Genomic DNA, 18,415 nt, shown 5'->3' with positions numbered 1-18,415 from the left:
TCCGAACCGGATTTTTATCGGTACTGTCTCGCAGCTACGCGTCTCGCGCCCGCCGAGCACCGGTGCCGGCCGACACCGAAGTGAGGTCGAACACGGCACCGTCGAGCGGCACGCCGTCGTAGGGGTCTGATGCCAGCAAGAGCGCCCCGTCGAGGTCGACATAGTCGACAAGCGGTGTGAGATGGACCGCCGCGGCGATGCTGGCGTTGGACTCGACCATACACCCGAGCATCAGGTCGAGATTGTGGGCCGCAGCGGCGTTGAGCAGCCGTGTTGCGGGCCTGAGGCCGCCGCATTTGACCAGTTTGGCGTTGACAATGTCACAGGCGTCAGCGACCCGCGGTACGTCTGACGCTGTCACACAGGATTCGTCGGCGGCGACGGGAATCTCAGTCGCGTCGGTCACGCGGCGGAGGCCGTCGATGTCGTCGGCCTCGACCGGCTGTTCCAGCATCGTCACACCAGCGTCGGCGAGCCAGTCCGCCTTGTTGATAGCCTCGTGAACGGTCCAGGCGGCGTTGGCGTCAACCCGTATCTCGGCGTCGGGGACGGCATCCCGAACCGCGTCCAGTCGCGCCCGGTCGTCGTCGGTCCCGAGTTTGACCTTCAGGTGACCGAAGCCGCTGTTGGCCGCCTCCCATGCTTTCTCGGCCATCCGCTCGGGCGAGTCGATGCCGACTGTGTAGGTGGTCGGCGGGACCGCATCGGGGTCGAGGCCCCACTGCCGGTACAGCGGCAGGTCCAGCTGCCGAGCGGCGAGGTCGTGGACAGCGATAGAGAGTGCCATCCGTGCGGCAGGCTGACCCGGCGCTTGCTCGTCGAGGTCCCGCTCGATGCGTTGCTGCGCGTGTGGGTCGCCGATGCGGTCGACGGTCTCACAGAGTTCGGGGAGCGTTTCGGCCACTGACTGGGCACTCTCGTCGTAGTACGCTGACGGCGTGACGGCCCCGGTACCTGTAGTCCCCTCGTGGGTAAGTTCGACCACGACGGTCTCGCTGGTCTCGCTGGTCTCTCGCGAGATACCGAACGGGTTCGACAGCGGCAGTTCGAGGCGGTCGACGCGCCAGTTCATAGGATGGCGTCCAGTACCTCGTCCGGAACGCCGTGGCGGACCGGGTCAGTCGCCGGTGCGTCCAGAGCGTCACTGTACCCTGCGACAGCATCCGCGGCCGCACCGTCGTCGAGGTGGCGGGTGTTCAGCATGCCCGCGACGACGGACGCATCCGAGATGGGCGCGGCCAGGCGCTCGTAGATGTCGACGTACTCGGAGAGCGGCGGAATATCGAACGACTCGTAGCCGTGGATGGCCTCGCGGCCAGCTTCGTGGCACATAACGAGCGCATCCGGGACCGACCCGTGGAGGATGCTCGTCGTCACGCCCGAATAGGCTGGATGGGCCAGCGCACCCTGCCCTTCGACGACGAGGAGGTCCGCCGTCTGCGCTTCTTCGACCAGCCGCTCGACCGCGCCGGCGGCGTAGTCGGCGATGACACGGTCGATGACGATGCCCCAGCCAGTGATGGCGATGCCGGTCTGACCCGTCGGAACGACGGCGGCGTCGAGGCCGCGCTCCCGGGCCGCATCGCGGATCTCGAACGACGCAGTCATCTTCCCCGTCGAGCAGTCGGTGCCGACAGTTGTGACGACTGTCGCATCCACATCGCCGGCGGTGCCCGCCGCCACAGTCAGGTCCTCTGGTGGCTTGCGGAGGTCGTGGAGTTCGGCGTCGTGTTCCTCGGCGAGGCGGGCGAACTCCTCGTCGTCGGCCAGGAAGTCGTGCAGCCCAGCGTACACGTCACAGCCGCGTTCGAGCGCTGTGCGAACGTCTTCGCGCCAGGACTCGTCGAACTCACCGCCGATTGGAGAGATGCCAATGACGAGCGCGTCCACCTCGGGCGCGTCGGCCATCGACGCGACGATAGGGGCGTCCTGCACGTCCGGGAGCGTGTCGTTGACGCGCTGTCCGGCCCGCTCGCGGTCGACGAGAGCGTGTACTGCTCGGTCACCGTACCGCAACAACCCGACCGCTGTCTTGGCCCGGTCGGGAAAGGCGTCGTGTGTTAAAATGGCTACGGCCATAGCCGGACAGAGTCGCCGCCCCGCGAAAAAGCTACGGAACCGGTACCGACGGGGCCGGGCTGAACAGGTCCTGAGCTACGGAACGCGCAACCGAACAGTCCACAGTGACCGAACGGCGTCGTCCAGTGCCTCGGCAGGCTCCCCGGTCGCGTCGACCGGCTTCGTCGCCGTCGCGAGGTCCTCGAACTCGTGGATGACTGACCCTTCGCCGACGACGTACAGCCGGTCGGGGGACACCTCCTCGATAGCGGCCCGACAGCGGTCGAGATGGGAGTCGATCTGCTGGTCCCGAAGCCGCTCGAACCGGCTCTGTGAGAAGCCGCCTTTGGAGTGCTGGCTTTTCAGCTCCGAGTCGAAGCCGTGGAACGCCGTCCGCTCGCGGCCGTCGTACTCGCCCATGGCGAACAGGTCCGAGCGGACCAGCGCGACGACGTGCTCACCGGTCGGTTCGAACCACGACCGCTCCAGCCGAACGGTGTCGCCCCACCCGGTGAACGGCGACGGCGGCGAAGGGACCGACAGGCACGCCGACAGGAGGCCGGCGTCATCCGTCACAGCTAGACACGGCGCGGCGCTGGCGACCAGCGATGCGCGGTCGCCGAAGGCGTCCCGAACTGGCCCGGGCAGGGAACGCTCCGCGTCGATATAGGCAGTAAAGACGCCTTCCGGCTCTGTCTCGAAGGATTCCAGCCGAGTGAGTACTTCACTTAGACGGGCCCGACTGAGCGTCTCCTCGGCCCGGAACGTCGATTCGCCCTCCTCGTCCTGCAGGCGCTCGACGCGGTCTTCGAGTTCAGCCACCCGGTCTTCCAGCCGATTGACCTCGGCCTCGGCCCGCTGGCGCTCGGTCGCTGCGTCGGCACGGCGCTCCTTCTCGGCGTCGAGCTGTCGTTCGAGGTGGTGGTTCTCCTCCTCGAGTTCGGCGACCCGCTCTTTCAGCGACGCTCGTCCCAGCAACCGGTCAAGCATCGACTGGATGGCAGACGGGGACGGGCTTAAAAGTGACTTCCCGGACCGCAACTGCATCGAAGCGTTACCACTCAGTCCGGCGGTTCGTCGTCATCTCTCAGCGAGGAGATGATGAGCCGCCTGATGCCGCGCCGAAGGCGACCGCCGGCCGCGGGTTGAGAGATATCCAGATCGGCGGCGACATCGCTGAGAGTCGCGTTCCGCGGCTCTTCGAAATACCCCATTTCGAGTGCGACGAGGAGCGCCTCCCGCTGGCTGTCAGTCAGCCCTGCGTCCGTGTTTCCCAGACTGGCGTACTCGTTCACGCGCAGCAGATCGATGTCGATGTCGTTCTCTTGAGCGTAGTCCCACAGCTGAGCGAGAGCCGTCCGTTCGGGCAGCCATATCGTCAGTATCCACGCGCTCCCGTCGTTTTCCATGTCGAGGATAACCCCGTTCGCGGCCGAGATGACGGGGGAGAGGATCTTTGCTTCGTCCGTGTACTCGAAGCTGTAGATGGCCTCGTCGTCTCTGGTTTCGATGACGCGTTCGAAGTCCCCGACAGTGCTGTCGTTCCGTAATCCGTCCTCGAACTGCTGGAAGTCGGACGATTCAATGTGGTAAAAGAACTTGCCCGACGTCGGGTCCGTGCCCGCCTCAGACACGGACCTGACTTTCGAGCTCCGGTCGTGGGAAACGGTCTGTGTGAGGACGATGTCGGGATGTTCGGCTCGGACGACCGCCTTGATATCGGTCATGTGTCTGTAGAGTGGTGTGTGCCAGCGCGTGCAATTACGTGGTGGAGACGTCGGCGGAAATCCGTCCCAAACTCTTGGTACTAGCTGAGGGTAGTCGTGCGCTAATTTAACTGAGTCGGTTGGCCGTGAGGGCCGAGTACAGGCGGCCCGATTTCCGTGTCTCGTCCGGCCGGTCCGAGCGGGATACGTGCCCGCTGAGCCGGCGGGTTCCCGTACGGCGGTGTCACCGGTTCAGACGCGATGGCTGAACAGCAGCGCCCAGAGACGTTCGGGCCAGCCGGCACCATGCGATGGAGATACGCCGGCGGGGAGGTAGAATTTGGAGTCAGTAGCGCTATCCTGCTCCTCAGCGTGGTTTCGCTGTGACATACATGTGAAGAGAGGCCCCCGAACCGCATTGCTCTGTAGCTTAAGCGTATAACCTACTTATCCCACGTTTCAAAATTCCGGTCCGTCCGGTAGCCAATGAGAACGCAGTGAAGCGGAGTTTCACCCGCTCAAACAGCAGTGTCAGGGAGTATCGTCGCGCCCTCTGAGAGAGAGAGCAGTTGTGCGGCGTGGTCCGCTTTCGCCAGAAATACTTCTTCGAGGCTGGGCGGGTTCCGGACGTTGGCGTCTTCGAGCATCGGTTCGGGAACAACGAGTGTGTCCGCCGGGACCTGTGCATCTCCGTGGACGGCAAAGTGCTGGGAGCCGAGTTTCATTACCAGCGGATAGTCTGTGCGTTCGACCCCTTCGCCGGAGGCGTACAACTGTTCGTTCACTCGTTCGTGCTGCTCGCGACACATCGCGGCCGCCGCGTCATCTCTCGGTTCGACGTAGAGGCGGCCGAGGTAGTATCCACGCGAAAACTGTTCGAACATCGGTGCAGGTGTATGTGTGCCATTCACATACATAAGTCTTCGCCGGCAGCCTTTTGCCGCCGTGCAAACAGCGGCAACGCACAGTCGGTGGCTCGATAGCGACTCCCGTCCGACAGGGCTTTGCCGCGAGCGGTCCCGAGTCGACCCATGAGCGAGCAGCGGGGGCCGTTGCCCCGTCGGTACGCGCGGTACTACCTCGAACAGACGCCGAGCCTCGTGTGGCTGCTGGTCGTCAACGCCGTGGCGATGCTCGTCGGCATCCGGTACTACGTCGAGACGATGCCCGAGGTGTCGACGTTCCTCTGGCCGCTGTACGCCGACTCGCCGGCCGCACTGTTCCTGATGACGCTGTCGGTCGCTACCCTTCTGCCCTTTCTCGGCAAGTCGCTCGACGAGGTCCCGCTGACGGTCCCGCTTGCGTATCTCCATACGATTGCGCTGGTCTGGCTGGTCAAGATGGGGCTGTGGACTGTCGTGGCGTTAAATATCGGCTTCGACGCGTACTTCCCCGCGCCGTGGGCGTATTTCGGCATCATCATCACCCACCTCGGCTTCATCGCCGAAGGGCTGTTAGTTCCCCACTACGCCCGAACGACGAGGGGCGCGCTCGTGACCGCGCTGGTGCTGGCCCTGTGCAACGACGTGCTCGATTACGCCTTCGGATATCATCCGCCGTTGCGCTACGAGCCCGGCCTCGCGCTGCCGGTCGCCACCGTCGCGCTGTCCGTGCTGTCGGTGGGACTCGCCTGGCGACTGCTCCCGTCGGGGAAGCCGCGTTAAATACGTTCGTAAACACTCTTGGACTATCTGCGGTTGTTTCAGGGGCTGATGAACGACACGAACGAAGGCGTTTCTTTTTGATGTGGGAGGGTCGAAGTAGGAATAGGAATGAGCCCACGCCAGGCCACGCTCCTCACAGTGCTGGTCTTCGTCGGGACTGTCGCTGTCGGCCTCCCAGCCGTGACAGCGCAGGAGACCGCAACGGAGACAGTGGCCACGCAGAACGAGTCTGCCAGCGGAATGGGAACGCAACTCACGGCGTTCCTCCAGTCGAACGCTGCCGCCGCGAACGACACGGTCGAGAACGGGATGTGGCGGTCGACATACAACCAATCGAACGGCACTGAACGAGCCGAGCTGGTCACGAAGCGGGCGGGCTCGCTCGAACGCCGGCTCGAACGGCTACAGGAGCGAAACGCCACGCTCGAACAGCGATACGAGAACGGAAGCATCAGTGAGCAGGCCTACGTGGCACAGCAGAGCCGACTCACCGCAGAGATTGCGGGCCTGCAGACCGCGATTAACGATACCGATGCAGCGGCCGAACAGACCGGTGTAAACGACACTGCACTGGAACGGTTGAAACAAAACGCAAGCAAGCTTTCCGGTCAGCAGGTCGCATCGATTGCTCGGGGTATCGCCGGACCGCCGGGGACCGCTGGCCCGGATGAACAGGGACCGCCCGACGACGCTGGCGTCAACCGGAGCGAAGCAGGACCGCCCGACGGCGCCGGAGTCAACGATAGCGACCGGGGGCCGCCAGCCGAGACGCCCGACCGGGGTGCCAACGAGAGCAACCGAGGCCCGCCCGGCGAGGCTCCCGGACAGCAGGGAAACAGTAGCGAGCGAGGCCCACCTGACGATGCCCCCGGACAGCAGGAAAACGAGACCGAGGGAGGCCCACCCGCTGACAGGGGTACCGACGGCGATAGCGAGGGGGCAGACGGCGCGGCCGGGAACGAGGGAAACGAGTCTGACAGGGGGGCGGAACGGGGCAACGGGAACGAAAACGGGGAGCGTGGAGCGTCCGGCACCGAGGACAGCGACGACAGCGGCAACGATGCCAGAAACGGCGCTGGCGGGGAGAACGGTTCTGACGCCGACGAATCCGGAAACGACGGGGCCGACGGCTCGTCCGAGACGGATTCCGACGGTGATGCGGGCGAGGGGGGCAACGACGAGGGAAACGGTAACGGGAGCGACCAAGGCAGCGACGGGGGTGAGCAGGGCAACGACCAGGCCGGGGACCAGGGAAACGGTGACGAAGGAGACCGGGGAAATAACGGAAACGACCAGAGCAACGACGGCGATACCAGCCAGAACGGTAACGAAGGCGACCAGGGGAACGACAGCGGGGAGGGGCAGGGAAACGATAGCGGAAACGACCAGGCCGGGGACCAGGGAAATAACGGAGGCGACGGGGGCAACGACGGCGGTGACCAAGGAAGCGGCCAGGGTAGTGACCAAGGAAACGACGGCGGCAACGGCCAGGACAATGACCGAGGAAACGGCGGCAGTCAGGGCAACGGGAACGGCGGCGCATAGGGGTCGCGGGCCTACCCGGTCGCTGAGCGGGGGACACACCAGCAAACCGCCCGACGAGAGTCATACTTTTGAACCGTGACCCGCTACCTACGTATCGATGGACTCCGCCGAGCTACTCAATCTCCTTGGAAACGCCAATCGCCGGCGGATTCTCAAACTACTCGCACACAAACCCTGCTACGTCACCGAAATCAGCGAGTACATCGGTGTCAGTCCGAAAGCGGTCATCGACCACCTGCAGAAGCTCGAAGACGCCGGCCTCGTCGACTCCCGGACGGACGACCAACGCCGAAAGTACTTCTCTATCGCCCGGAACCTCCGTCTGGAGGTCCGCGTCTCTCCGTACGAGTTTGGTACCAAAAGCGCCTATCCGGCAAACCCCGAGTTCGAGATGCCCTCCTGTCGCCACCTCTCGATAGACGTTGGGGCCACATCTGACGGGGACTTTCACGACCTGGCGCGCGAACTGGAGCATCTCCAGCAGCTAGAGAACGAACTGTCGCTGGCTCAGCGATGGGTGCAAGCCCGCATGACCGACGTACGGGACCGCATCGACTCCGGCTTCGAGAACGGCGACGGACGACTGTACGCAGAACTGGTCAGCGGGCTCGCAAACGGTATCGATACCGTTCCAGCGCTGGCCCGAGAGATTGAGGCCCCGCCCGAAATCGTCGAGGAAGCGCTCACGCGGCTGGCGGAGGACGACGTGGTCGAACGGACCGACGACGGCTGGGAAATCGTCTGAGCCAAACGGTGTTTCGGAGAGCGGACCGTCTCAGTCCGCGTTCGAACCGTACGAACTGGGGACTTCGACCGAGAGCTGTTCTGAGAGCAGGTACGTCACAGACCCGACAGCGACCAGTCCGGCGGGGAGCGCAATGTACGCCGAAACGCCGTAGCCGGCCAGCAGGAACAGCCCGGTTGCGACGATGCCGGCCAGTACTGCATAGGGAATCTGGGTGTTCACGTGGTCGACGTGGTCACTCGCGGCGAACATGCTCGACATCACTGTCGTGTCGGAGATGGGCGAGCAGTGGTCGCCAAACAGCGCGCCGGTCAGGATCGCTGCGATAGCTGGGGCAAGCGGCGCGCCGAGAGCGTGTCCGAGCGGTATCGCGACAGGGAACAGGATACCCATCGTCCCCCAAGACGTGCCGATGCTGAAGCTGATAATGACCGCGCTGAGGAAGATGATGGCGGGCAGCATCCCGGCTGTGATAATTCCCTCGCTGATAGCGACGACGTAGGGACCGACACCGAGTGCCTGACTCACAGCACCGATGGACCACGCGAGCGAGAGCACCGCAACGGGGAACATCACCATTTTGAATCCCTCGAAGATGGCATCGCTCACTTTATCGACCGCAATCCGTGCGTGTCCGACCAGAATTGTCAGAATGACCAGACAGGCCGAGAACGAGGCCCAGACGATTGCGTCAGCGGTGGCCGCGTTCGACAGTGCATCGGTGAGACTCCGGCCAGCGAACCCGCCACCAGAGTAATACAGCGAGAACCCGGTCACCCCCACGAGTGCGGCAATTGGTGCTGCGAAGTACCACCACCGTGGCTCTACGTGGTCGGGCGTGACGATATCGTCCTCCTGCGTTTCCATGAGTGGGTCCGCGTTGTCACCGAGGACTTTGCCCTCTTCCTTTGCTCTGCGTTCAGCCTTCGCCATCGGCCCGAAGTCCAAGTCCGCGATGACGACGATGAAAACCATCGCAAGTGCGAGCAGGCTGTAGAACCGATAGGGTATCGACTCGAGGAACAGCAGGAACGCGCTTCGCTCCACCCCAATCGTGGTGAGTTGCTCGGCGATGAGCCCGACCTCGAACCCGAGCCATGTCGAGACGACCGATATCGACGCGGTCGGTGCAGTGGTGGAGTCAAGGATGTACGCCAGCTTCTCGCGGCTGATGTCGAATTTATCAGTGATCGGGCGCATGACAGACCCGGTGATCATCGTCGAGGCGTACGAGTCGACGAAGATCGTCATTCCCAGTAGCGACGTGCCAAGCGCCGCCTGACGACGAGTCCGAATACGCTTGACCATCTGTGACGCCAGCGCATTCATCCCGCCGGAGAGGAAGATCATCCCCAGCATTGCCCCGATGAGGAACGTGAACAGGAGCAGCTTGACGTTGAACGGCTCAGTCACGTTATCCACGACGAACTGGAGGCTCCGGGCGGCTCCGGCGGCTGGATTCCAGCCGACGAGCACCGTCGCGCCGATCCAGATGCCTGCAAACAGCGAGAGGAGTACTTGGCGAGTGAACAGCGTCAGTACAATCGCGAGCATCGCCGGGAACAGGCTGATAAGCCCGTATGTCTCTGGTGCCATACGTTCTGGTCCGGGATTTACATACGAGAGTTATAAGAGTTGTCAACTCAAGATATTATGGTTAGGTGGCCATAGAAAACAACGTATAATCATATTATTATTTATTTTTTGGACTATTGAACAAGTTATAGATGTGTTCGACGAGACGGAGACAATCGGTCGCACCGAAAACGTCCGTTCACGCCGAAATCGTAGCGAGCCGTCACAAACGAAAGACGGGCAGAAGATTTCAACAGCGTTTGTCTGATACCTCTATTGCAGTCCGAGCGACGGGACCGTGGAATGCACTGCAGCAAATGCAGCAAGCACGGTCGCGATACTGACCGGCACAGTCGCCTGAAAAGCTACAGGTCTCTCGTCAGCCCACTGCGAAGGTCCCGGCCGAAGTAGTGTCCGACGAGCGCGAGGACGAGACCGACCCCACCGGCGATGGCGAACAGTCTGGTACCGTTCAGTCCCGCAGCAAGCTGTGGGAGGAGGGACAGAACGGCCGTTGCGCCGCCGCTGACACCGCCCGCCAGCCCCAGTTCGGCGTATCGGCGCTCGCTGGCGAGCAGTCCGTAGACGAATCCGCCGAGTACGATGCCGAGCAGTTCGGTGAACGGCACGAGCGGTATCAGTCCGCCAAGCACCATCCCGCCGCCGACCGCGCCGAAGGCGAACAGCAGCGCCCGCAGTGAGAAGTAGCTGCCGCTGTCTGTGGTGGACGTTTCGGTGATAGACGACGTCGTGTCGCGTGATTCCCCGACAGCGACGTCCGTCTCTACTGATTCCGTCGTGCCGACATCGACGCCGAGGTCACCGTCCGACTGCGCGTCCGCGTCGCGGGTCCGCTCCTCGGTTCGTTCGGCCATACTGAGTATGGGACGGCGAGTAGTATGGTCCTTTTGGGGCCTGTCGGCAGTCAGGGAGACGGCGGTGTGTCGCTCAGATACCGAGCCAGTCGTCGTTGCGAACCGAGTAACCGTTCGACCGGCAGAACTCCGACGCCCGTCGGCGCACGTCGCGGGACCCCGGTAGCGTCTCGTTCTCGTGAATGTGCTCAATAATCCAGTCGGCGATAGCGCGAATGCCTTCGTCGTCGTCATCCGCATCGATAGCTTGCAGCGCCCGGAACGTCCGCTCGTACCCGTCGCGCTGTGAGGCACCGAACGACGCGCTTTGATACCTGTCGGCAGCCTTTACAATCCGTTTCATCGCCCCCGCTACGGTCGGCCGCTGGACTCGGGTCCGGACCTCGGCCGGCGAGTCGAACGACTCGACCGCTGCATCGGGCAAGAGATTCGCAACGGTGTGCGTTCCCTCGGCCGACTTGATCTCGTAATCGCCAACCGCATCGACCACCGTAGCCGCTGATGCCGGGAATTCGAGCGTGTCGAGTTCAGTCTCGAAGGACGCGAGTTCCGTCGAGTCGACTGGCGGCTCGGGCTCGTCCGCGCGCTCGAGCTCCTCGGCGATAGCGCGCTCGCGCTGGCGGCGCTCCTCGTTTCGAGCCTGCGCTTCGCGCCCGTTCTTGTTGTCTGCCATACGTGTTAGGAGCATGTCGAGTGAGATAACATTGTGGTTTGGTATCGTGTGTGTTGAGAGTCCGACTGCGAACTGCCCCACACACCGGAGCCGCGGGTCGTCGTCAGGTCCGGCGTATAGCTGAAAAGGCTCGGCGAAACGAGTGGGTTCAAGTCCCACCGGCGGAAAGTGCCGCGCATGAACGCAGGCGACCGGGTCCGCGTCGAGCGCGCGGCCCAGACATACGAGGGCGTGTTGCTTCCATCGAGTACGCCCGAGCACCTCGTCGTCAAACTCGACGGCGGGTACAACGTCGGTATCGACCGCGAGGGCGCATCCGTCGACGTGCTGGAGTCGGACGTGTACGACGTCGAGAGCGCGCAGGACGAACAGAGTCAGTCGGCAATCGAATTCGACGACGACCTCCCGACGGTGTCGCTCATCTCCACCGGCGGGACCATCGCCTCGACCGTCGACTACCGTACCGGTGCAGTGACGGCCCAGTTCGACGCAGAGGACGTACTGCGAGCGGTCCCGGACCTCGCCGGGATGGCGAACTACCGCGGCCGCGTCGTCGCGAATATTCTCTCGGAGAACATGACCCCGGCCGTCTGGCAGGACCTCGCGCAGGCGGTCCACGAGGAAATCGAGGCCGGCGCAGACGGCATCGTCGTCATGCACGGCACCGACACGATGCAGTACTCCGCGTCGGCGCTGTCGTTCATGCTCGACACGCCGGTTCCAATCGTGTTTACTGGCAGCCAGCGGTCGGCGGACCGCCCGTCCTCGGACAACGTGATGAACGCTGTTTCGGCGGTCGAGGCTGCGACGAGCGACTGTGCGGAGGTGCTGGTCTGTATGCACGCAGACGAGTCCGACGACCGCTGTGCGCTCCACCGCGGCACCCGCGTCCGGAAGAACCACACCTCGCGCCGGGACGCCTTCGAGACAGTCGGCGCGAAGCCGCTTGGCGAGGTCGACTACGACATCGACGGCGAGAGCACGGTTACGTTCCACCGTGAGTACACCGAACGGGACGCCGCCGACCTGGCGCTGCACGACGACATCGAGACCGACGTGGAACTCCTGAAGTTCTCGCCGGGGATGGACCCGTCGCTGCTCGAAGCCGCCGCAGAGGACAGCGAGGGCGTTGTCATCGAGGGCACGGGGCTTGGCCATGTCAACACCGACTGGATCGGGACCATCGAGGAACTGGACATCCCGGTCGTCATGACCAGCCAGTGCCTCGAAGGCCGGGTCTGTGACCGCGTCTACGATACCGGACGGGACCTGCTTGACGCCGGCGTCACTGAGGGCGAAGATATGCTCCCCGGTACAGCGAAGGTCAAGCTCATGTGGGCGCTGGCCAACAGCGACGACGTGGCCGATACGATGCAAGAGCCCCTTGCCGGCGAGATTCAGCAGCGCTCGACACCCTGGTTGTAGCGCTGGGACCGGCGCAGTAGTCACGGTGTGGCTCCGCGGAGCGTCTCTTTTTTATCGTCGCGGGCGAGTCCAACGGTATGTCGCCGACTGTTCGGACGGCTTGTCACGACGACTACGAGGCTATTGTCGACCTGACCAGCGATGTCTGGGCCGACCGCGCGATGGCTGATTACATCCCGGACGTGTTCCACGACTGGGTCGACGACGACGGCCCGGACCGGAAAACCCTCGTCGTCGACGTTGACGGCCACGCCGTCGGCATCGCGCAGGCCGTCAGACTCACCGAGACCGAAGCATGGTTCCAGGGGATGCGTGTCGACGCGGACTACAGAGGGCAGGGGTTGGGGTCGCTGCTGACCGACCGCCTCATCGAATGGGCGGCCGATGCCGGCGCGTCAGTCGGCCGAAGCATGGTGTTTTCCTGGAACGAGGCCGGGCTCGGCCAGTCGCTGGCTGCTGGCTTCGAAGCGGTCACGTCGTTCCGCTGGGCACACCCCGAGCCGGCCGACGTAACGCCCGAGATGTCTGTCGGAAACGATCCTACGACAGCATGGCGCTACTGGCAGGGGAGCGACGGTCGAGACGTCCTGTCAGGGCTCGCGCTCGACAGCGGAGAGAGCTGGGCGCTCTCGACGCTGACGCGGGAGACGCTCGACCGGCTAGCGACTGAACGGGCGGTCCTGACCGTCGGCGAGAAGCCACAGGGGATGGCGTGTCGCGCCCGGACGACCGACGCTGACGGCGAACGGCTCGCAGAGTACGCAGTCGGGGTATGGAGCAACGTCGACGCTGCACGGGCCCTATTCGATGCGATCGCTGCCGATGCAGCGAGGCTCGGCGTCGACGGGACACGAGTCCTCATCCCCGAGACACCGCGACACGTGGCCCAGGCCGCGTACGCCGGCGGAGACATCAGCGAGTGTCCGGACTACGTGTTCGAAATCCGCGACCTCTGAGAGTTATCATAGGCGATAACGCGGACACAACACTCATTGAAAGACTCTCCATACCATAGGTAGATGAATCTGGTCGGGAGCTCTCCGGCATTTCTCGCGTACGTCGCGGCATACGCTCTCGCGGCAGCCGGATGCGGTGTCGGGCTCTACAGAGCCGCTCGCATGGAAGACCCGGATACTCGCCGCGGGATGGTCGGACTCCTCCTCTGTAGCGGCGGCTGGGCGGCGCTGCAACTCGGCTTCCTGATCACGCCCGGGACGCTGGGATACGCGTTCTACCTCGGCAGCCTCGTCGTCGGGCTCGCGACGGTCGGCGCGTGGCTATACTTTTGCTCGGCGTACACCGGGCGGGCATTCCACCGGAATCGACTGTACCGTGCGGTCGCTGTCAGCGTGTATCTCGCTGTCGTTGCGGTAAAGCTAACCAATCCGTTTCACGGGCTCTATTTCGCCACGCAGTTCGCTTCCGACCCGTTCCCGCACCTGGCAATTACACACGGCGTGTTTCACTGGGTGGTGACAGGGCTCTCCTACGCGCTCGTCACTGTCGGCTTCTTCATGCTGTTCGAACTGTTCCTCGAAGCGGACTACGACACCCGTCCGCTCGGGGTTCTTGTCGGGATTACAGCGCTGCCGGTCATCCTCGATATCGTCGGGTACGTCAGCGACCTCCTCCTCGATATCAACCACGAACCGCTCGGTGTGGCACTGTTCGCGCTCGGTGTCCTCTACGTGTACGACGAGGCGTTTCTCGCCGTCCAGTTGACCGATGGCGTCGACGAAGCGGTCGTGTATCTTGATGATGACGGCTATATCAAGGAAGCAAACGGCAAGGCACAGCGGCTTTTTCCGGCCCTGTCCGGGAGCCGCGGACAGAACCTTGAGACGGTGCTGCCGGCCGTCACCGAAATACTGCAAACGGACGAGCAGATTCTCGAACGAAACCGTGGTGGCGGAGCAGAGTACTACCTCGTCAGCGACACCTCGTTTTCGCTGGGACAGGTCAATATCGGTCGGATGCTCGTGTTCACCGACGTGACCGAAAGCGAACGGCGTCGCCGCGAGCTTGACAGACAGAACGAACAACTGGAGGGGTTCGCCACTGCAATCAGACACGAGCTTCTGAACACGCTCCAGATAATCACCGGTCGTGTCTCCGTCGCCGGCAACGCTCTGGACCGCGGCGAGGTGGACCTGGCAAGAGACTCCCTCCGGTCGACATCCGAGACGGCCGAACGGATGTCCGAAATCGTCAACGGACTCGCGACGCTGGCTCGACATGGACAGACAATCGACGAGACGACGGCTGTCGACCTCAGGCCAATCGTCGACGGGGCTTGGGAACGTGCTGACACCAACGGCCTCACGATGGCGGCCGACGTAGAGGGACAGGTCATCGCCGACCCGACACGCCTGCGAGACCTCTTCGAGAGCGGGTTCACGTTCGCGGCACACAACGACGCGTCCACGGTCACCGTTTCCCGGGAGGCCGACGAGATCGTCATCACCGACGACGGGACCCCGGCTGGCGAGACAGCGTCGGACGCCTTTTTCGAGTACGGCGGCGCGATACCGGACGCCGCAGCCGGGATGACACTCCCGAACTTGCGGATGCTTGCCCGGACCCACGGGTGGGACGTGACACTCGACACTGAGTATCAGGACGGCGTTCGCGTCGTCATCTCGAACGTGACGGCGCCGGGGCCGCTGGAAAACTGAGCCCGCTGCCGATCCGTATCAGCCGCCACTGACCGGCGGAAACAACGCAAGTTCCGTCTCCTCGTCGACTGCCGTCGCCAGCCCATCACCGGTAGCGAAGGGGTCTTCGCCGTCGACGAGCACCCGGATGTGGTCGGCCAGCTCCTCGTTTTCGTCGAGCACCTCCTCGGCGAGCGCCGGTCGGGCCGCGAGCAGCGCATCGAGCGCTGTGCCGACCGTGGCGTCCGCCTCGATATCGACGCTGACCGACTGGCCGTCGGCTGCGTCCCGGAGGTGTGCGAACAGTTTCCACTCCATAGCCGTACTCCGGGCGTCTGGCAAAAGAGGGTTCCGGACTGAGGTGTGTCCGGTCGGTTCGGAGGCAGGAGACAGACAGCGTGCATCCGGCGGTACCGACACTCGAAATTCAGTCTCGGTCCTCCGAACCGTCACCAGCGGTCGGTTCGTCGTCTGCGCCGTCTCCGTCCCCGGTTGGCGCTTCGGAGTCCGTCGAGTCGCTGTCGCCGGCCTCGGCGGACTCGTCGTCAGCCTCGCCGATCCGCTCTTCCGGGTCCCACACCTCGACGGTGTCGTCGGCGTCGTCTGCCGGCACGTCGTCGAACGCTTCCTCGGCCGTCAGGTCGTCGCCTGGCTCCTCCGTGTCGATGTTCCGGAGTGCCTCCAGCGGGTCGTCGGGAGCCTCGTCGCCAGTCTCGGTTGTCCTCTCGCCAGCGCCGGCATCAGCCAGCGCAGACTCAGCCGCCGCATCTTCAACAGCGGAGTCTGCTGACTCGTCGGCAGTGTCGACCGTAGTCGTGTCCGTGCCGGCGTCGGTCGCGGCATCGGCAGCAGTCTCGACCGCGTCGACATTCTGCGCGCTGTCGGCAGCCGAGACAGCAGTCGCGTCGTCCGCCGTTGTTTCCGGTCGGTCCGCTCGCTCGTTCCGGGGGGCAGAGTCAGACGCGCTTGACTGTCCGTCCCCGTCAGCCGCGCCGTCGTCCGGCTCGTCCGCCACCGCCGCTGTCGTGGCCTGTTCCAGCCGCCGCAACGCGTCCGGGGTAGCGATTGCGTAGATTGTGTCACCGGCCGCGAGGACGCGTTCGCGGGACGGGATTGTCTCCGGCGCTGTGTCGTCGCGGGTGATCGCGACCACTGACACTGCTAGACTGCCGACCGGCGCGCCGTCGAGCATGCTCCCCGGTTCGACGGCGGTGGTGCCCATTGTCTCGTCGGCCGCACGGAGCAGCGAGGCGAACTCACGGTCAGAGCGGTCCTGCACCGGGAGCGTGACCAGTTTGTACTCGGTCTGGGGGTCGAGTTTCGGCGTGTCGGCGGCGTCGATAGCGACCGTCACCACGTCGTCTGCGACGCCACGGAGTTCCCCGGTGAGTACGCGTTTCGATGGCGCTTGCTCCCAGACCTGAACGAGGTCGCCGGCGCTCGCAGCGTGGGCCGGGTCAGCCCGGAGTGCGACGGCGTTCGTCGATGGTGGCAACGTCGGCCCGATACCGGCCGCCCGCGAGCCGACGGCGAGGTAGTCGACGTTCCCGTCGTCGGCCAGTTCGACGTCCACGTGGCCAACGCCGTAGTCGGTTTTGAGCCGGCCAACCAGCCGCTCCCGGAGTTCGTCTTTCGTCAGCCGCCGCGGGAAGAGAAAGCGGCGGTCAGCGAGCGTCTCTTTTGTCTCGTCGGGCATCGGGTCGTAACCGATGATATCGTCGATATCCTCGGGGAGACGAACCGACGTGACGCGGCCGACGGTCTGGACGATTTCGCTCACGTCGGCGTCGATGTTTCGGCCGCCGGTCGCGGCAAAGAGGTCGACACCCAGCCGGTCCCCGATGCGCATCCCGCCGTAGGCCCCGACGCCGCCGGCGAGGAACGCGGCGAGGTTCAACAGGACCGCCCCGGCCGCCAGCACGTCCTCACGCTGGGCGATGACCTCACTGAGCGCGGTCGTTGCGCCGATGACGAGGACGACCGCAGTCAGTCCGAACAGGACCGCTAGCCCGGTCTGAATGCGCTCACGGACGTACCAGCGGTAGAAGACGGCGATAGCACCAGCTGGCGTCGCGGCGAGAATCGTAATAGCGAGGAGCCAGACGACACCCTCGACCAGCGCCCGTGACACCGTCCCCAGTTGCAGGTTCGCACCGACCTGTGCGAGCAGTGTCGGGCCGACCAGCATCATGCGACCGCCTCCGCGAAGGCATCGAGGTCGGTTCGGCGACCAATCGCGTACAGTTCGTCGCCCGCCTCAACGGCTGCCTCGCCGCGCGGTGCGACTTGCCAGCCGTCCGGCGTCCGGATGGCGACGACAGCAACGTCGTAGGCCTCCCGAACACGGGCGTCCCGGAGCGTCGTCCCGTCAAGCGGGCCGTCGGTGCGAACCGTGAGTCGGCGAAAGCGGTTGCCGGCTCGCCGGAGAAGGGAAACGAGTTCGTACTCCCGATGTGTGCCACGGGGTTCGACCACGACCTTTGGCCGGGCTGAGCGCAGGAGCGGTTGGACATCCGTCCGGGTCACGGCGACGGTGAGTCGCCCCTCGCCACCGTCGGTCGTCGGGGCCCGGACCGGCGTCGGAGGTGGCTCGGTGTCGGCGATTTCCGGTTCCGTTGGCGTCTCGGCGGGCGTCTCGTCGGCCACCGGGTCCGACCGGGCACTGACGACAGTCCCCCGTACCTGCGCGTCCTCAGTCAGCACTGTCACCTCGTCGTTGCGGGCCAGACCGGTCGGCAACAGCGCCTCAACCGAAACGGCGTGGCGATTATCGCCCACGCGCTTCGACAGCCCCGAAAACGGCGGCGCGGCGACGACCGTCGCCCGCCCCTGCTCGTCGATTGAGACGGCGGCGTCACCGAGGTCGAACTCGGATTTCAGTCGCTCTTCCATCCGGCGTTCGAGTTCGCCGATGCGGAGGTCGGCCGGAAACCGCCACTCCTCGTTTCGGATGTCGGCACGAAGCGGCTCCGAAAGCGGCGGATACCCCTCCATGTCGGCCACGTCGCCGACAATACGAATACGGACCTCGTCACGGCCACCGACGAATTCAACCACGTCCGCGGAGAGTTTCTTTTCGCGTAGCCCCTGTAAAGAGAGTCGCTTCGGGAACGTTGCCCCGAGCTGGTCGCCCTTGCTGTGTGCGTACAGCGACACCATCCCGACGAGGATGATTGCAGTGATCACTCGTTCGGCGTTGGGGGCCTGCGTAATCGACTTATCAGCCAGTGCCATGAGGCCGCCGCTGACGCCGGCAAGTGCGATTGCGAGCACGACGACACCGAACCCTGGCACGGTAATACCGGTGAAATACTTGAAACTGAACCCCAGCGCCCACGAGACGAGCGCCGGTATCACTCCCACCAACAGCCCCAGATAGATCCCCATCAACACCTCGACCGGGAGCGAAGCCATGTCCACACCCTGCGTGGCCGGTAGTAAATCGCTTCCGGCCCGCGGACAGTACATTTACACCGACCGATGTAATCTGGATGG

The 18,415-nt window shown here is 64.3% G+C and carries 17 protein-coding genes; 6 read left to right on the top strand and 11 right to left on the bottom strand.

What is annotated here, in order from left to right; genetic code table 11:
- Positions 1-34: 34 nt before the first annotated feature.
- The 5 genes from BVU17_03340 to BVU17_03320 all read right to left on the bottom strand — a co-directional run bounded on the left by BVU17_03340 (position 35) and on the right by BVU17_03320 (position 4,648).
- Positions 35-1,072: a dipeptide epimerase gene (locus tag BVU17_03340; GenBank protein AUG46602.1), complete on the bottom strand. Its 1,038-nt coding sequence runs from the start codon at positions 1,070-1,072 to the stop codon at positions 35-37.
- The gene (locus tag BVU17_03335; protein AUG46601.1) at positions 1,069-2,079 is read right to left on the bottom strand and encodes a hypothetical protein; all 1,011 of its coding nucleotides are present in this window, start codon (positions 2,077-2,079) and stop codon (positions 1,069-1,071) included. The genes BVU17_03340 and BVU17_03335 overlap by 4 nt, the downstream gene beginning before the upstream one ends.
- A gap of 75 nt (positions 2,080-2,154) precedes the next feature.
- Positions 2,155-3,048: a hypothetical protein gene (locus BVU17_03330; GenBank protein ID AUG46600.1), complete on the bottom strand. Its 894-nt coding sequence runs from the start codon at positions 3,046-3,048 to the stop codon at positions 2,155-2,157.
- A gap of 71 nt (positions 3,049-3,119) precedes the next feature.
- Positions 3,120-3,785: a DNA-binding protein gene (locus BVU17_03325; GenBank protein AUG46599.1), complete on the bottom strand. Its 666-nt coding sequence runs from the start codon at positions 3,783-3,785 to the stop codon at positions 3,120-3,122.
- Between the two features lie 497 nt (positions 3,786-4,282).
- On the bottom strand, positions 4,283-4,648 hold the full coding sequence (locus tag BVU17_03320; protein ID AUG46598.1) for a hypothetical protein: 366 nt from the start codon (positions 4,646-4,648) through the stop codon (positions 4,283-4,285).
- Positions 4,649-4,795: 147 nt separating this feature from the next.
- On the opposite strand from BVU17_03320, the gene BVU17_03315 reads away from it, so the two are divergent.
- The 3 genes from BVU17_03315 to BVU17_03305 all read left to right on the top strand — a co-directional run bounded on the left by BVU17_03315 (position 4,796) and on the right by BVU17_03305 (position 7,718).
- Entirely contained in the window at positions 4,796-5,428 is a 633-nt protein-coding gene (locus BVU17_03315) for a hypothetical protein (GenBank protein AUG46597.1), read from the top strand.
- 108 nt (positions 5,429-5,536) lie between these two features.
- Positions 5,537-6,973, top strand: coding sequence for a hypothetical protein (locus BVU17_03310; GenBank protein AUG46596.1), 1,437 nt, complete (start codon positions 5,537-5,539; stop codon positions 6,971-6,973).
- 97 nt (positions 6,974-7,070) lie between these two features.
- Positions 7,071-7,718 (top strand): MarR family transcriptional regulator, encoded by a 648-nt coding sequence (locus BVU17_03305; protein ID AUG46595.1) that lies wholly within the window; start codon positions 7,071-7,073, stop codon positions 7,716-7,718.
- 30 nt (positions 7,719-7,748) lie between these two features.
- Here BVU17_03305 and BVU17_03300 read toward each other — a convergent pair whose 3' ends face one another.
- The 3 genes from BVU17_03300 to BVU17_03290 all read right to left on the bottom strand — a co-directional run bounded on the left by BVU17_03300 (position 7,749) and on the right by BVU17_03290 (position 10,841).
- On the bottom strand, positions 7,749-9,314 hold the full coding sequence (locus BVU17_03300; protein ID AUG46594.1) for a sodium:proton antiporter: 1,566 nt from the start codon (positions 9,312-9,314) through the stop codon (positions 7,749-7,751).
- A 344-nt stretch (positions 9,315-9,658) separates the two neighbouring features.
- Complete coding sequence (locus BVU17_03295; GenBank protein AUG46593.1) at positions 9,659-10,168, bottom strand: hypothetical protein; 510 nt, start codon at positions 10,166-10,168, stop codon at positions 9,659-9,661.
- Positions 10,169-10,241: 73 nt separating this feature from the next.
- Entirely contained in the window at positions 10,242-10,841 is a 600-nt protein-coding gene (locus BVU17_03290) for a hypothetical protein (protein AUG46592.1), read from the bottom strand.
- A gap of 177 nt (positions 10,842-11,018) precedes the next feature.
- Between BVU17_03290 and BVU17_03285 the strand changes: the two genes are divergently transcribed.
- The 3 genes from BVU17_03285 (at position 11,019) to BVU17_03275 (ending at position 14,941) form a co-directional block, all read left to right on the top strand.
- The gene (locus BVU17_03285) at positions 11,019-12,266 is read left to right on the top strand and encodes a glutamyl-tRNA(Gln) amidotransferase subunit D (protein AUG46591.1); all 1,248 of its coding nucleotides are present in this window, start codon (positions 11,019-11,021) and stop codon (positions 12,264-12,266) included.
- Between the two features lie 77 nt (positions 12,267-12,343).
- On the top strand, positions 12,344-13,222 hold the full coding sequence (locus BVU17_03280; GenBank protein ID AUG46590.1) for a GNAT family N-acetyltransferase: 879 nt from the start codon (positions 12,344-12,346) through the stop codon (positions 13,220-13,222).
- A 63-nt stretch (positions 13,223-13,285) separates the two neighbouring features.
- Positions 13,286-14,941: a histidine kinase gene (locus tag BVU17_03275; GenBank protein ID AUG46589.1), complete on the top strand. Its 1,656-nt coding sequence runs from the start codon at positions 13,286-13,288 to the stop codon at positions 14,939-14,941.
- A gap of 18 nt (positions 14,942-14,959) precedes the next feature.
- Here BVU17_03275 and BVU17_03270 read toward each other — a convergent pair whose 3' ends face one another.
- The 3 genes from BVU17_03270 to BVU17_03260 form a co-directional block, all read right to left on the bottom strand.
- A complete protein-coding gene (locus tag BVU17_03270) occupies positions 14,960-15,238 on the bottom strand; it encodes a molybdopterin synthase sulfur carrier subunit (GenBank protein ID AUG46588.1) in 279 nt (92 codons plus the stop codon).
- A gap of 109 nt (positions 15,239-15,347) precedes the next feature.
- Positions 15,348-17,111: a potassium transporter TrkA gene (locus BVU17_03265; protein ID AUG46587.1), complete on the bottom strand. Its 1,764-nt coding sequence runs from the start codon at positions 17,109-17,111 to the stop codon at positions 15,348-15,350.
- Complete coding sequence (locus tag BVU17_03260; protein ID AUG46586.1) at positions 17,108-18,388, bottom strand: potassium transporter TrkA; 1,281 nt, start codon at positions 18,386-18,388, stop codon at positions 17,108-17,110. Before BVU17_03260 ends, BVU17_03265 begins: the two co-directional genes overlap by 4 nt.
- Between the last annotated feature and the right edge of the window lie 27 nt (positions 18,389-18,415).

The organism is Haloarcula taiwanensis (genome assembly GCA_002844335.1).
Taxonomy (GTDB): Archaea; Halobacteriota; Halobacteria; order Halobacteriales; family Haloarculaceae; genus Haloarcula; species Haloarcula taiwanensis.
This window is presented reverse-complemented; position numbering and strand designations above follow the sequence as displayed.